The sequence below is a fragment of the Bacillus sp. 22475 genome (assembly GCF_052044835.1).
Taxonomy (GTDB): domain Bacteria; phylum Bacillota; class Bacilli; order Bacillales; family Bacillaceae_G; genus Bacillus_A; species Bacillus_A cereus.
Genome location: NZ_JBQENW010000002.1, coordinates 354,560 through 368,217, shown reverse-complemented (window position 1 = coordinate 368,217; position 13,658 = coordinate 354,560). Strand labels below are relative to the sequence as shown.

Below are 13,658 nucleotides of genomic sequence, written 5' to 3'. Positions count from 1 at the left end.
TTCAAAGAAAATAACTCTTTTTATTTTTATAACTTGCCTGTTCGTTTTTCAAAATTAAATGTGATAGGAAGATTGGAAGAAGAATTATCACTTTTAAATGTTACTTTCCATTCTTTAGTATGGGCTTTAATTTCAAAATTAAGAAGATTCATCGCTCTACGTTTATCTATTTCTAAAAACATATTATGAATTTCTGGTTCTTGCTGTAAATTAAGAGCCTTTAGTGTGACTGTAAATGTGAAAAAATTCTGCCCTTCATATACTATTTTTGATATTTTTGTTTTTTGTGTATTTAACAGTATATAAAAACGCTCTGATGGAGTTAATTGTACAGAGTCATCAGTAATTTCATTCTCGCTATTATGCAGTTCAACTAAGAAAGATGTACTATGGGAAGAATCTTTTTTGCTTGTAATCTGTAATTCAGTAGGAATCATCGGTATTTCATAAAAATCATTCCTTATTATGCTATTGTAATCCTCTGAAAATTTACGGACTTCTTTTGGAAAAGAGTCTTCTTGTGTACTTAAAAAAGTTTTATGTTGCTTTGGAGTTTTTTTACTAAAATTTAATGTTTCTTTAAAGTAATAATTGGATCCGGTTAAAAATAAAAAACTACAAATTAATAAAAAAATTCGATACGGATTTTGAAAGTGAAATAATAGTAGTATACATGCAATAAATCCAATTACATAGAAAATAAAGATAAGTAGTTCTAGTTTTGAGTGAAAGGAGAAACCATAATTATGAAAAAATTTCATTCCAATTATAATTTGAGCTCCAAAAAACAAAGAAATTCCAAATTGAAAAAATAATAAATCAGGCCCTCTCTTAATAACAAAAGTAATGAACGAAATGAAAAGTAAAAATACCCCTAAATAAATTGTTACATTTAATAATCGATCTAATGTAAGCATGAATAGTGTCCCCTTTAATATTCATATATAAATAACAATTTCATTTAATTATAATATAACAATAAAATATTTTAAATGTTAGAAGTGTTGAGTTTTATAAATAAACTGTACAGACACAAACAACCTCACGCCCACATACACATAATAAAGACCACTATTTTGGCGGAGGTGAAAGGTTTGAGTCTATTCGCCGCAATTGGATATATGGTTCGAGAAGTGTTTGTCTTTGTTTCTTATGTAAAGAATAATGCGTTCCCGCAGCCGTTATCATCAGATGATGAGAGAAAGTACTTAGAGTTAATGGAGCAAGGTGATGCTCAAGCGAGAAATCTTTTAATTGAACATAATTTACGGCTTGTAGCTCATATCGTTAAAAAATTTGAGAACACAGGAGAAGATGCAGAAGATTTAATTTCAATTGGTACAATCGGACTCATTAAAGCGATCGAGAGCTATTCTGCAGGAAAGGGAACGAAGCTTGCGACGTATGCAGCACGCTGTATTGAAAATGAAATTTTGATGCATTTACGTGTACTAAAGAAAACGAAAAAAGATGTTTCACTTCATGATCCGATCGGGCAAGATAAAGAGGGCAATGAAATATCGCTTATTGATATATTAAAATCAGAGTCTGAAGATGTAATTGATATGATTCAGCTTAGTATGGAGTTAGAAAAAATTAAAGAGTATATCGATATTTTAGACGAAAGAGAAAAAGAAGTGATTGTGAAACGTTTTGGACTTGGGCTAGATAAGGAGAAAACACAGCGGGAAATCGCTAAAGCGCTTGGCATTTCTAGAAGTTACGTATCACGGATCGAAAAGCGTGCTTTAATGAAAATGTTCCACGAGTTTGTAAGGGCAGAGAAAGAGAAAAAAGCGAAAGAGTAAAGTGTATTAGAAGCAGCCATATTTTAAAATGGGCTGCTTTTCTTATTGTAAATAAGAAAAGAAAACGCGTTATGCTAAGAAGAAATACATGTTCACTGTTGAAAATGACGGATTCTATCTGTAATATTAGAAGGTGCTAAATAATTTAAGAATAATACCATACTTAGTTTTCTGTATGTATAATAAGGCTGCTTTATATGATATGTGGGAATAAGAACCAATTTTACGTATGATATAGAAAGAAAATAAGGGAAAACTAAAGTTATAGACTGATTAGGGGGTTTCGCAATTTGCGACGTACATTATATCGACTTATGATAGAACTTACAAATGGTCGCTTTACTTCTTATATATTACGTAAATTTGCACAATCTCGTTTGAGCTCTATCATTATTCCATCGTATGCGAAAGTTTTTCAAATTAATCAAGATGAGATGGAAAAGGGTTTGAAGGAATATAGAACATTGCATGAATTATTTACGCGTAAGCTAAAAGAAGGAAAGCGTAGTATTGATACAGATGCATCGAGTATCGTTAGTCCTGTTGATGGTGTTTTTGCAGATCATGGTCCTATTGAGGATACAAAAACATTTGATATTAAAGGAAAGCGCTATTCAATTGTGGATATGCTAGGTAATGAAGAACGTGCAACGCGATATGCAGGCGGTACATATATGGTAATTTATTTGAGTCCAAGTCACTATCATCGCATTCATAGTCCGCTTTCTGGTTCTGTGACTGAAAGATTTGTACTCGGTAGAAAATCGTATCCGGTAAATGCAGCTGGTATGGAATACGGGAAAGAACCGCTGTCAAAAAATTATCGTTCTGTTACAGAAGTAAGCAGTGATGGCGAACATATGGCTCTTGTAAAAGTAGGGGCCATGTTTGTTAATAGTATTGAGCTTTTGCATGAGAGAGACACTGTTCAAAAAGGTGAAGAAATGGCATACTTTACATTTGGTTCAACAGTTGTGTTATTGTTTGAAAAAGATATGATAGAAGTAGTGCAGGAATTAAAGAGTGGACAAGAGCTTCGTCTTGGTGAAAAAATAGCTACTCGATTAGCTCATAAATAAAGAAAAGCTTTTATAACCGTAAGTAAGAGTTATGGGCAAAGATACTTAATGATGAAATCCCCTAGATGGGAGTACTTGTTTATTCGAGAGCCATCGTAGGATGGCTCTTTTTACAGGGCATTCAATAATGTATCCTGTAACTGTTTGATTGGTACGGGCTGATTAAACTTTCACTTTATATGTAATCAAGAAGATTTGACAAGCTTGTCCTCTAATGAGCGTCTAATGATTTCTTGTTTTATAAGTAAAATGAAGTCGGGATTTAATTTTAGTTCTTTTGCTTTATAATAAGACTCAGTGAGTAACTCAGTGGATAACTGTTCCATATGTTTTGTTTTCAAGGTGAGTCACCTCCTAATAATATAAGGATTGATTCGTTGATGCATTTAATGTACCAAAAAAGTATGACAGTCACAAACGAGTGGTTATCCACATACCTAGGTGGATAAAGTGTGTATAGTTTGTTAGTAAATTCCAAATTAACTGAAAGATTAATGTGGAAAATGTGTACAATTTTATCCACAGGTTATATATCGAAAAATGTTGTCGAAAAATTTTATGAAAAATCCTCAAAGAGGTGAAAGAAATTGAAGCTATTTTTACCAAATGAATACGTGAAAAATGTATATCATGTTCAACCAGAAGATTTAAAAAAACGTGGGATTAAAGGTGTTATTACTGATTTAGATAACACTTTAATTGAATGGGATCGTCCAAATGCAACCCCGCAACTTGAAGAATGGTTCTTAAAAATGAAAGAGCAAGGCATCCAAGTAACGGTTGTTTCAAATAATAATGAGCAACGTGTAAAAGATTTTGCTGACCCATTAGGTATTCCATTTATTCATAGTGCACGTAAACCATTTGTTCGAGCGTTTAAGCGTGCGATACAAGAGATGCATCTGCAGGCAGAGGAAGTTGTAGTAATTGGAGATCAGTTACTGACTGATGTGCTTGGTGGAAACCGAGTAGGGCTTCATACAATTTTAGTTGTACCGGTAGCACAAACGGACGGATTAGTGACGCGCTTTAATCGAAAAATTGAACGAAGAATCATGAAAAATATGAAGAAAAAAGGTTTAATTAACTGGGAGGAATAAAGTTTGACTGAAACAATTAAATGTATTGGTTGCGGTGTAGAAATTCAAACAGAAAATAAAAACGAAGTGGGGTATGCTCCTACCTCATCTTTAGAGAAAGAACAAGTCATTTGTCAACGTTGTTTTCGCTTGAAGCATTACAATGAAATTCAAGATGTATCGTTAACAGATGATGACTTCCTACGCATTTTAAATGGAATTGGAAAATCAGATGCATTAGTAGTCAAAATTGTAGATATTTTTGATTTTAATGGTAGCTGGTTACCTGGCTTACATCGTTTCGTAGGAAATAATAAAGTATTACTTGTTGGAAATAAAGCTGATTTAATTCCAAAGTCAGTAAAACATGATAAAGTAAAGCATTGGATGCGCTATAGTGCAAAGCAGCTAGGATTAAAACCAGAAGATGTCTTTTTAATTAGTGCAGCGAAGGGACAAGGAATTGCTGAACTAGCAGATGCTATTGAGTATTATCGCGGCGGCAAAGATGTTTATGTTGTTGGATGTACGAATGTAGGGAAATCGACATTTATTAATCGTATGATTAAAGAATTTAGTGATGAGACTGAAAATGTAATTACAACATCTCATTTCCCAGGAACAACACTGGATTTAATTGATATTCCATTAGACGAAGAATCTTCTTTATATGATACGCCAGGTATTATTAACCACCACCAAATGGCTCATTATGTTGGGAAGCAAAGCTTAAAGCTTATTACACCAACAAAAGAAATTAAGCCGATGGTATTCCAATTAAATGAAGAACAAACGTTATTCTTTAGTGGATTGGCACGTTTTGATTATGTAAGTGGTGGTCGTCGTGCGTTTACTTGTCACTTCTCGAATCGTTTAACAATCCATCGTACAAAGCTTGAGAAAGCAGATGAATTATATAAAAATCATGCTGGAGATTTACTAAGCCCGCCAACACCAGAAGAATTAGCAAATATGCCTGAGTTAGTGAAATACGAATTTAATATTCGTGAACCAAAGACGGATGTTGTATTCTCTGGATTAGGATGGGTTACTGTGAACGAACCAGGCGCAAAAATTGTTGCACACGTACCAAAAGGAGTAAGTGTTTCACTACGTAAATCTTTAATTTAATATGGAGAGGGATTTATGAAACAATTATATGGTGTAATCGGAAATCCAATTGAACATTCATTATCACCCGTTATGCATAACGATGCATTTGAACACTTGAATATGGATGCCCATTATCATGCATTCCTTGTTGAAGAGGAAGCGCTAGGGGAAGCAGTAAGAGGTTTAAAAGCATTAGGTATTTCAGGATTTAATGTAACAACTCCGCACAAGGTTGCTATCATGGAGTATTTGGATGAGATTGATCCATTGGCAAGGAAAATCGGTGCAGTAAATACAGTGGTTCATAAGAATGGAAGGTTAATTGGCTACAACACAGATGGAATTGGTTTTGTTCGAGCGTTGCAGTCAATTAGTAATGAACCACTTCAAGGGAAACGTATTTTGTTACTTGGTGCAGGTGGTGCTAGCCGAGCTATTTATTTTTCTCTTGCTGATGTAGGTGTAAAAGAGATTGATGTAGCCAATCGTACAGTAGATAAGGCGAAAGAACTTATTGCTGCACGTACGGCCGATGTTAATTCGGTTGCTTTGTCGTTAGAAAAAGCGACAGAAGAACAAGGAAATTATGATATTATCATTCAGACGACAACGATAGGTATGCATCCACACGTCGAACATACGCCATTACAAATGTGTTCGTTAAAAAAAGGAACTATTGTATCAGATATAATTTATAATCCATTTGAAACGAAAATTTTATGTGAGGCAAAAGAGCAAGGTGCAATCATTCAAAATGGTATTGATATGTTTGTTTATCAAGGAGCACTTGCATTTGAAATGTGGACAGGACGTGTACCAAATATTGATCGAATGAAACAATTAGTTATAGAAAAGCTTGGAGGCTAACATATATGTTAACAGGAAAACAAAAAAGATTTTTACGTGCACAAGCACATCATTTAACACCAATTTTTCAAGTAGGAAAAGGCGGAGTAAATGAAAATATGGTAAAACAAATTGGAGAAGCGTTAGAAGTTCGTGAACTATTTAAAGTGAGCGTATTACAAAACTGTGAATTTGATCGCCGTGAGGTTGCGGAAGAACTTGCAAAAGGTGCACGTGCTGAAATCGTTCAAGTAATTGGAAGCACAATCGTTTTATACAAAGAATCAAGAGAAAATAAACAAATTAAGCTTCCTCGATAAAAAGATTAGCATGCGCTATTTTTTATCGCTGATGCGTAATGATGTAGAGAGCGAAACCAATTGAACTTTTATTAATAGCAACTCTCTTCGTTCCTAACCAAGGAGAGTTGCTGTATGTAAAAGGAAGGGGCGTTTCTTTTGAGGAAAATTGGCATCATTGGCGGTACATTTGATCCGCCTCACTATGGACATTTGCTAATTGCAAATGAAGTATATCACGCTTTGGAATTGGAAGAAGTATGGTTCTTGCCAAACCAGATTCCGCCACATAAACAAGGACGTAATATTACAAGTATAGAAAGTCGTTTACATATGTTAGAGCTTGCGACTGAGGCAGAAGAACACTTTTCTATTTGTTTAGAAGAGCTAAGCAGGAAGGGCCCATCTTATACGTATGACACTATGTTACAATTGACGAAGAAGTATCCGGATGTGCAGTTTCACTTTATTATCGGTGGGGATATGGTTGAGTATTTACCGAAGTGGTATAACATTGAAGCTTTACTTAATCTTGTAACATTTGTTGGAGTTGCAAGACCTGGGTATACATTGCATACACCATATAAGATTACTACAGTGGAAATTCCGGAATTTGCAGTTTCTTCATCCTTATTACGTGAGAGATATAAGGAGAAGAAAACGTGTAAATATTTACTTCCTGAAAAAGTACAGGTATATATCGAGAGGAATGGGTTGTATGAATCGTGAGAATGCACTTCATATTGTCAAACAACAAATGCATGAAAAACGTTATATACACACAATTGGTGTAATGGAGACAGCGATTGAGCTTGCTAAGTTATACGGTGTGGACGAGAAAAAAGCAGAGATGGCAGCTATATTCCATGATTATGCGAAATGTAGAGCAATTTCAGAGATGGAAGAGATTATTAAACGTGAAGATTTGCCGAAAGATTTACTTTGCTATAATAAAGAGTTGTGGCATGCGCCTGTTGGGGCATACTTAGTAGAAAAAGAGGTAGGCATTACGGATTCTGAAATATTGCAAGCTATTACATATCATACAAGTGGTCATGAGAACATGACGATGTTAGATAAAGTGATTTATGTAGCTGATTACATTGAGCCAGGGCGAAAGTTTCCGGGTGTGGAAGAGGCTCGTAAACTCGCATATACGGATATAAATCAAGCTTTATTATTTGCGTTAAAGAGAACAATTCAATTTTTAATGGAAAAAAATCAGACGATTTATCCATTAACATTCCAAACATACAATGCAGTTATCAAGGAGGAAATGAGTAAATGAACGATAAAGATTTATTAGTGTTAGCGGCAAAAGCAGCTGATGATAAAAGAGCAGAAGATATGGTTGTCCTAAATATGCAAGGTATTTCACCAATTGCAGATTATTTCATTATTTGTCACGGTAATTCAGATAAACAAGTGCAAGCAATTGCACGTGAAATTAAATCAAAAGCACATGAGTTCCAAATCGACGTACAACGTATGGAAGGTTTTGACGAAGCACGTTGGGTATTAGTTGATCTTGGAGATGTAGTTGCCCATGTATTCCATAAAGATGAGCGTAATCACTATAATTTAGAGCGTCTATGGGGCGATGTGCCACGTGAAGATATAACAGAAGAGCTAGGCCAATGAAATACGAACAATTTGCATTGTTGTACGACGAACTGATGAATGATGTCCCTTATGATAAATGGGTAGAATTCACAGAGGAAAGCCTGCAGCAGGCAGATATGAAAGAGGCAAAAATTCTTGATGTAGCATGCGGTACGGGTAATGTAACCCTTCCGCTTGTGCAAAAGGGTTACGATTTAATAGGTGTCGATCTTTCAGAAGAAATGTTAACAGTCGCTCAGCAAAAACTAGGAGGAGAGGGATACTTTATTCCTTTTTACCAACAAGACATGCGAGAGCTTGATGTTCCAGGTGAGTTTGACTGTGTCACTATCTTTTGTGATTCATTAAATTATGTATTGCAAGAAGATGGAGTACAAGAAACATTTAGAAGAGTGTTTCACCATTTGCGTCAAGATGGTTTGTTTTTATTTGATGTACATTCTTTATATAAAATACATCATGTATTTCAAAATGAAACGTATACAGTGAATGGAGAAGAAATATCTCTTATTTGGAATTGCTTCCCTGGTGAAGAAGCAAATAGTGTAGAGCATGATTTAACATTCTTTGTTCAAGATCCGGAAGAAGATGTGTACCATCGGTTTGACGAATGTCACGTGCAACGTGCATATCAAGTGGAAGAGTTAACGAAATGGCTTGGAGAAGCAGGTTTTACAGTTCTTCGTGTAACAGGTGATTTTGAGCGACTTGAAGTTACAGAACAAACAGAGCGTATTTTCTTCATGGCGAAGAAAAACGGATAAAACAAAAGCAACCGAGAAGGTTGCTTTTGTTTTATAAAGAAGATGTATTTTTAGTTCTAGCATAATCTGAAGATCGTATGCGTAAAGTATGGGAATAGTAGTTGAAGTGAAAATGTATTGTAAAAAAGTAAGTATTTATAAAAAGGATTTGGAATGAAAATGACGTATTTATTATGTGTGTTTATTGAATTGCTGATCAACGCATTCTAAATCTTCATCAAATTTTTCATGTGTTCGCTCGATTAACTTATGGAACATATCTCCAACGTGTTCTTCTAAAACCCGAATGCCTTCCCCGGTAACGCCGCCTTTCACGCAAACCTTTTCTTGTAAGGTAGGTAATGTGAAGATTTCTTTTTCAAGTAATTTCCCCATTCCCACGACCATTTCACTTACTAAAGTAGTAGCCTCTTCGTGTGTAATATTTGTTTTATCTACAGCAGCGTTAATGAAGCATTGTAGTAAATAACTAAAGAAAGCAGGACCGCAACTTGCTATATCAGAAGAAACACGTGTTATATCTTCTTCTATTACAAGAGGTGTAGAAATATTTTTGAATAGACGAAGTAGTTTTTGTTGCCATTCTTCAGAGCAATTATCTCCAAATGTAAATAGTGAGGCGCCAGAGAGGGCGCGATTTGTGATACTTGGAATGATACGTGCGACGTGGCACGGTACGAGAGTCTCTAATTGTGATGGAGATATTGGACTTGTAATAGAAACTAAGCACGTTTCATCAGAAAAATGTTCAGCGTATTTTTTTAGGATAGGGTATATATCTATCGGCTTAACGCAAATAAAAATAAGTTGTGATTGTTCGATTACTTCCGGGATTGTTTTTGCTATATGAACAGAAGGGTATTTTTCTTTTATATGATATGCTTTGGCAGGCGTCCGATTAATGATTGTAAGGCACGAAGGTTTGACAGCACGGGTTTCTAAAAATGCATCGATTAGTATATTCCCCATGTTTCCTGTCCCTATAATTCCTATGTTCAAAGTTTCATCCCTCCTTCGTAACAGCTTTCTCCTAAACAATATGAATGATGTTATAAATTTATGATTAGAGGTGTAAAATGATGTGGGATTTTCCGAAAAAGTGGTTAGGTTTAGTAGCTATTATTGGAACTTTACTTTTTCTTGTTTTTTGGAAAACGAATCAGAGTGTAGAACGAACGCCTATTACAATGAATGTGCAAGAGAAGGAGATAGAAAAAAAGGGTAAACCGAAAATATCGGATACAAAGGAACAGAAAAGAACAATTATAATTGATGTGAAAGGAGCGGTTAATAAAGAAGGGGTATATGAAATGAAGGAAGGAGATCGCGTAAAGGATGCGGTTCAAAAGGCTGGTGGTTTTTTATCAGAAGTAGATATGAAAAAAGTGAATTTAGCACAAATTGTACAAGATCAAATGCTTCTTTATATACCGAGTAAAAATGAGTCAGAACAAGGGATGTTTACTTCTTCTAAGGAAGATGGCAAGATTCGAATAAATACAGCAGCGAAAGAGCAATTGGAAAAAATTACAGGGATTGGCTCTCGAAAGGCAGAAAGTATTTTGAAATATCGAGAAGAGCATGGTCCGTTTCAGAAAATAGAAGATTTATTAGAGATTGATGGGATTGGTGCGAAGTCTCTTGAAAAGATAAAAGATCAAATTATTATTCCGTAAAAGATTGACGAAGTTTTTCTTCTTTCGCTACACTACAAGTAGACAAAAAAGTAGGTGAAAAATATGGAACGAATTTCATGGGATCAATATTTTATGACGCAAAGCCATCTACTATCGTTACGTAGTACATGTACAAGGCTTGCGGTAGGAGCGACAATCGTTCGCGATAAACGAATTATTGCTGGTGGATATAATGGTTCGATTAAAGGTGGCGTACATTGTATAGATGATGGTTGTTACGTAATCGATAACCATTGTGTTCGGACAATTCATGCCGAAATGAATGCTTTATTACAATGTGCCAAGTTTGGTGCGAAAACAGAGGAAGCAGAAATTTACGTTACGCATTTCCCTTGTTTACAATGTTGTAAGGCAATTATTCAAAGTGGTATTACAGCGGTTTATTATGCGCAGGATTATAAAAATCATCCATACGCCATAGAGTTATTTGAACAAGCGAATGTAACAGTGAAGCACGTTCCGCTAGAATATGATATCGCTGCATTAGAGGAGCAAAAACGTTATACGGAGTTAAAAGAATTATTTGCGTCTTTAGAAAAAGATAATTTATCAATGGAAGAATTACAGCATGTATTCACGAAAGCAAAAATGATGCTATAAGGAGTGAGTATAAGTTGCAGGAACAATGGGGGTATGTTGCAATCTCGTTTATAATAGGGATTGCAATTGCCTTTTCCTCGTCACTTTTATTGATAGTTTTTTGCCTCTTTTTAAATGTTTTCTTCCGTTTATATCGAACTTCGCGTAAAACCTTCTTTTTTTGCATTGTAGCGTGCTTTAGTGGCGCTATATACACTTCCTATGTTCAAGGGTGGAATAAGTCTCTAGGAGAGTCCTATGGAGTTACAAGAGGGGTTATACAAAATACACCGCTTGTTAATGGAGATCGCCTATCTTTTCAGTTTGAAGATCACAATAAAAATATAGTGCAGTTAAGTTATAGAATAAAATCAGCCTTGGAAAAGGAAAAAATGCAACAATTATACGCAGGGATATCATGTGTATTCGAGGGTGAGAGGAAAGAACCGCAAACAGCTCGGAATTTTCATGGTTTTAATTACCGTGATTATTTATACAAGCAACATATTCATTTCACATTTGAGGCTACATATATTTCTGAATGCTATAAAACATCACTGTCGCTCATGCAACGGATTCTCCTTTTGAGGCAACAAGTAATCTCGAAAGTTACAGAGATGTTTCCAGAGCAATCAGGTGCTTTTATGAATGCGTTACTATTTGGTGATAGACAACAAATGACGTTTGAAGTGGAAGAGCAATATCAACAGTTTGGTCTTGTACATTTGTTAGCAATTTCAGGTTCGCACATTGTATTGTTAATGGTGATAGTATATTTTATTTTGCTAAGAAGTGGTGCGACGAGGGAGGTAGCAACAATTTGCCTTATCATTTGTATTCCTTTGTATATGGTTTTAGCAGGGGCGTCACCCTCTGTTATAAGGGCTTCTATAACAGGAGTTTTGACGTTGATTGCTTTTATGTGCTCGATTCGTTTATCTAGTTTAGATGCTTTAAGTGTAACAGCTATATGTATGCTTATATATGACCCTTATCTTGTTTTTAATATTGGATTTCAGTTTTCTTTTGTAGGTAGCTTCGCTTTACTTTTGTCTGCTCCGTTATTGTTAGTGAGTAGCAACGGAGTAATCCGAAATTCTATTTATATTTCTATCATTTCACAGCTCGTTAGTACTCCGATTTTGTTATATCACTTTGGTTATTTTTCTCCATATAGCATTTTCCTCAATCTTTTATACGTTCCGTTTTTATCTATCATTGTATTACCATGTAGCATTATTATTTTACTGTGTATGCCAATTGTCCCGTTTCTCGCAAAAGGATTTGCGGATGTGTTATCAATAGGCTTGAGTATGTCTAATGTTTTTCTAAGTTATTGTGAAAGTTTACCATTTAACCAGCTTATTTTCGGGAAAACGTCCTTCAATCTTGTAGCTGTATATTGCGCGAGTATTGTCAGTATATTGATGGTTTGGGAAAGGAGAGCGCCGAAAAAAATGGTTTGTATAGTTGTGAGTATATTTCTTTTTATTAGCACGTGTCATTATGTATATCCATATTTTAGAGGAAGTGGAAGTGTAACATTTATTGATGTTGGACAAGGTGATGCAATATTAATTCGCCTTCCGTATGATAAAGGGGTTTATCTTATTGATACAGGTGGAACGCTTCGTGTCAATAAGGAAGAGTGGCAACGAAAAAAGCATGAATTTTCTGTTGGAAATGATGTTTTAATACCCTATTTACAAAAAGAAGGTATTAAAACAATTGATAAATTAATCGTAACGCATGGAGATGCAGATCATATAGGTGCTGCGCAAGAATTATTATCATATATACCTGTAAAAGAAGTTGTATTTGGCCGGAAGGGAAAAGATGCAGTATTAGAAAAAGTAGTAAAGAAACAGGCATTAGAAAAGGAAATGAAAATAACTGAAGTGGGGGAAGGGGAAAGTTGGAGTGTAAATGAAGCTGAATTTTTCGTTTTAGCTCCAAAAGGAAAAGAAAAAAGTGAAAATAATGCTTCAATTGTAATATGGGCAAAATTTGGAGGATTGACGTGGCTATTTACAGGCGATTTAGAAGAAGAAGGAGAGCAGTTTTTAGTATCTGCGTATCCAGATTTGCGAGTAGATGTTTTAAAAGTTGCTCATCATGGAAGTAACACGTCATCTATAGAGTCTTTTTTGAACGTTATACAGCCCCGTGTAGCGATTATATCTGTTGGTAAGCAGAATAGATATGGACACCCGCATAAAGAAGTGATAGAGCGTTTGGAGAAGATGGGAAGTGCGATATGGCGGACGGACAAGCAAGGTGCTATTTCCTATGTTTTTAAAGGGGAAAATGGAACCTTTCAAAGTAAAATCACATACGATAAGACATATAATAGGTGAAAAAGAGAAGACTGCCATGAAGTGGCAGCCTTTAAGAACCGATAAATTTAATAACAGTTGCAATGATGAAAAGTGTTGCGAAAAAACCAAATGAGACGATAAATCCTACCCCTGAATCAATAGCGTCATTGCGTTTACTTTGAACGTTTTGTTCAAAATCATTCATTTAGAATCCCTCCCCAACATTCCACTTTAGTATAAAATATTGTCAGAAAAAAATCTACAATTTCCATATGAAGAGAAAATGAGCTTTTTTGCTACTTTTAGATCATGAAGTAACGTGAGTTTTTTGTTTCCAAGCATGTTAACAGTTGGCACTTATACTCGAATTTTTATTGTGAATAATAAAGGGAAGGTGATTACCGCACACCAATAAGAAACCCGGGGCTTATTGCGTGGCGTTTAATATAAATA

General features: G+C 35.1%; 17 protein-coding genes. 13 read left to right on the top strand and 4 right to left on the bottom strand.

Annotated elements, in window-relative coordinates:
* Positions 1-26: 26 nt before the first annotated feature.
* The gene (locus ACTJJY_RS05315) at positions 27-917 is read right to left on the bottom strand and encodes a hypothetical protein (RefSeq protein WP_440605132.1); all 891 of its coding nucleotides are present in this window, start codon (positions 915-917) and stop codon (positions 27-29) included.
* 177 nt (positions 918-1,094) lie between these two features.
* Between ACTJJY_RS05315 and sigK the strand changes: the two genes are divergently transcribed.
* Both sigK and ACTJJY_RS05305 read left to right on the top strand, forming a co-directional pair.
* A complete protein-coding gene (sigK, locus tag ACTJJY_RS05310) occupies positions 1,095-1,808 on the top strand; it encodes an RNA polymerase sporulation sigma factor SigK (RefSeq protein ID WP_000051382.1) in 714 nt (237 codons plus the stop codon).
* Between the two features lie 290 nt (positions 1,809-2,098).
* Positions 2,099-2,887 carry a phosphatidylserine decarboxylase gene (locus ACTJJY_RS05305; protein ID WP_001255000.1) on the top strand — a complete coding sequence of 263 codons (789 nt, stop codon included), beginning with the start codon at positions 2,099-2,101 and terminating at the stop codon, positions 2,885-2,887.
* A gap of 185 nt (positions 2,888-3,072) precedes the next feature.
* Here the strand turns inward: ACTJJY_RS05305 and ACTJJY_RS05300 are convergent, their stop codons facing one another.
* Complete coding sequence (locus ACTJJY_RS05300) at positions 3,073-3,228, bottom strand: sporulation histidine kinase inhibitor Sda (protein ID WP_000850094.1); 156 nt, start codon at positions 3,226-3,228, stop codon at positions 3,073-3,075.
* A gap of 246 nt (positions 3,229-3,474) precedes the next feature.
* Between ACTJJY_RS05300 and ACTJJY_RS05295 the strand changes: the two genes are divergently transcribed.
* The 8 genes from ACTJJY_RS05295 to ACTJJY_RS05260 all read left to right on the top strand — a co-directional run bounded on the left by ACTJJY_RS05295 (position 3,475) and on the right by ACTJJY_RS05260 (position 8,611).
* A complete protein-coding gene (locus tag ACTJJY_RS05295; RefSeq protein WP_000765307.1) occupies positions 3,475-3,987 on the top strand; it encodes a YqeG family HAD IIIA-type phosphatase in 513 nt (170 codons plus the stop codon).
* A gap of 3 nt (positions 3,988-3,990) precedes the next feature.
* Positions 3,991-5,097, top strand: coding sequence for a ribosome biogenesis GTPase YqeH (gene yqeH / locus ACTJJY_RS05290; protein ID WP_000140807.1), 1,107 nt, complete (start codon positions 3,991-3,993; stop codon positions 5,095-5,097).
* 15 nt (positions 5,098-5,112) lie between these two features.
* The gene (gene aroE / locus ACTJJY_RS05285; protein ID WP_440605131.1) at positions 5,113-5,946 is read left to right on the top strand and encodes a shikimate dehydrogenase; all 834 of its coding nucleotides are present in this window, start codon (positions 5,113-5,115) and stop codon (positions 5,944-5,946) included.
* A gap of 5 nt (positions 5,947-5,951) precedes the next feature.
* Complete coding sequence (gene yhbY / locus ACTJJY_RS05280) at positions 5,952-6,245, top strand: ribosome assembly RNA-binding protein YhbY (RefSeq protein WP_000955227.1); 294 nt, start codon at positions 5,952-5,954, stop codon at positions 6,243-6,245.
* 138 nt (positions 6,246-6,383) lie between these two features.
* Positions 6,384-6,953: a nicotinate-nucleotide adenylyltransferase gene (gene nadD / locus ACTJJY_RS05275; RefSeq protein ID WP_001226037.1), complete on the top strand. Its 570-nt coding sequence runs from the start codon at positions 6,384-6,386 to the stop codon at positions 6,951-6,953.
* Entirely contained in the window at positions 6,943-7,512 is a 570-nt protein-coding gene (gene yqeK / locus ACTJJY_RS05270; protein WP_001078478.1) for a bis(5'-nucleosyl)-tetraphosphatase (symmetrical) YqeK, read from the top strand. The genes nadD and yqeK overlap by 11 nt, the downstream gene beginning before the upstream one ends.
* The gene (gene rsfS, locus ACTJJY_RS05265) at positions 7,509-7,865 is read left to right on the top strand and encodes a ribosome silencing factor (protein ID WP_000998173.1); all 357 of its coding nucleotides are present in this window, start codon (positions 7,509-7,511) and stop codon (positions 7,863-7,865) included. The genes yqeK and rsfS overlap by 4 nt, the downstream gene beginning before the upstream one ends.
* A complete protein-coding gene (locus ACTJJY_RS05260; protein WP_440605130.1) occupies positions 7,862-8,611 on the top strand; it encodes a class I SAM-dependent DNA methyltransferase in 750 nt (249 codons plus the stop codon). Before rsfS ends, ACTJJY_RS05260 begins: the two co-directional genes overlap by 4 nt.
* Before the next feature lie 171 nt (positions 8,612-8,782).
* Here the strand turns inward: ACTJJY_RS05260 and comER are convergent, their stop codons facing one another.
* Positions 8,783-9,610 carry a late competence protein ComER gene (comER, locus tag ACTJJY_RS05255; protein ID WP_001020554.1) on the bottom strand — a complete coding sequence of 276 codons (828 nt, stop codon included), beginning with the start codon at positions 9,608-9,610 and terminating at the stop codon, positions 8,783-8,785.
* 77 nt (positions 9,611-9,687) lie between these two features.
* On the opposite strand from comER, the gene ACTJJY_RS05250 reads away from it, so the two are divergent.
* From ACTJJY_RS05250 to ACTJJY_RS05240, 3 genes are all read left to right on the top strand, one after another.
* Positions 9,688-10,287 (top strand): helix-hairpin-helix domain-containing protein, encoded by a 600-nt coding sequence (locus ACTJJY_RS05250; RefSeq protein WP_000989936.1) that lies wholly within the window; start codon positions 9,688-9,690, stop codon positions 10,285-10,287.
* Between the two features lie 63 nt (positions 10,288-10,350).
* Positions 10,351-10,908, top strand: coding sequence for a ComE operon protein 2 (locus tag ACTJJY_RS05245; protein ID WP_000439773.1), 558 nt, complete (start codon positions 10,351-10,353; stop codon positions 10,906-10,908).
* A 14-nt stretch (positions 10,909-10,922) separates the two neighbouring features.
* A complete protein-coding gene (locus ACTJJY_RS05240) occupies positions 10,923-13,244 on the top strand; it encodes a DNA internalization-related competence protein ComEC/Rec2 (protein ID WP_440605129.1) in 2,322 nt (773 codons plus the stop codon).
* Positions 13,245-13,275: 31 nt separating this feature from the next.
* Here the strand turns inward: ACTJJY_RS05240 and ACTJJY_RS05235 are convergent, their stop codons facing one another.
* The gene (locus ACTJJY_RS05235) at positions 13,276-13,410 is read right to left on the bottom strand and encodes a YqzM family protein (RefSeq protein ID WP_000997609.1); all 135 of its coding nucleotides are present in this window, start codon (positions 13,408-13,410) and stop codon (positions 13,276-13,278) included.
* Positions 13,411-13,658 lie beyond the last annotated feature (248 nt).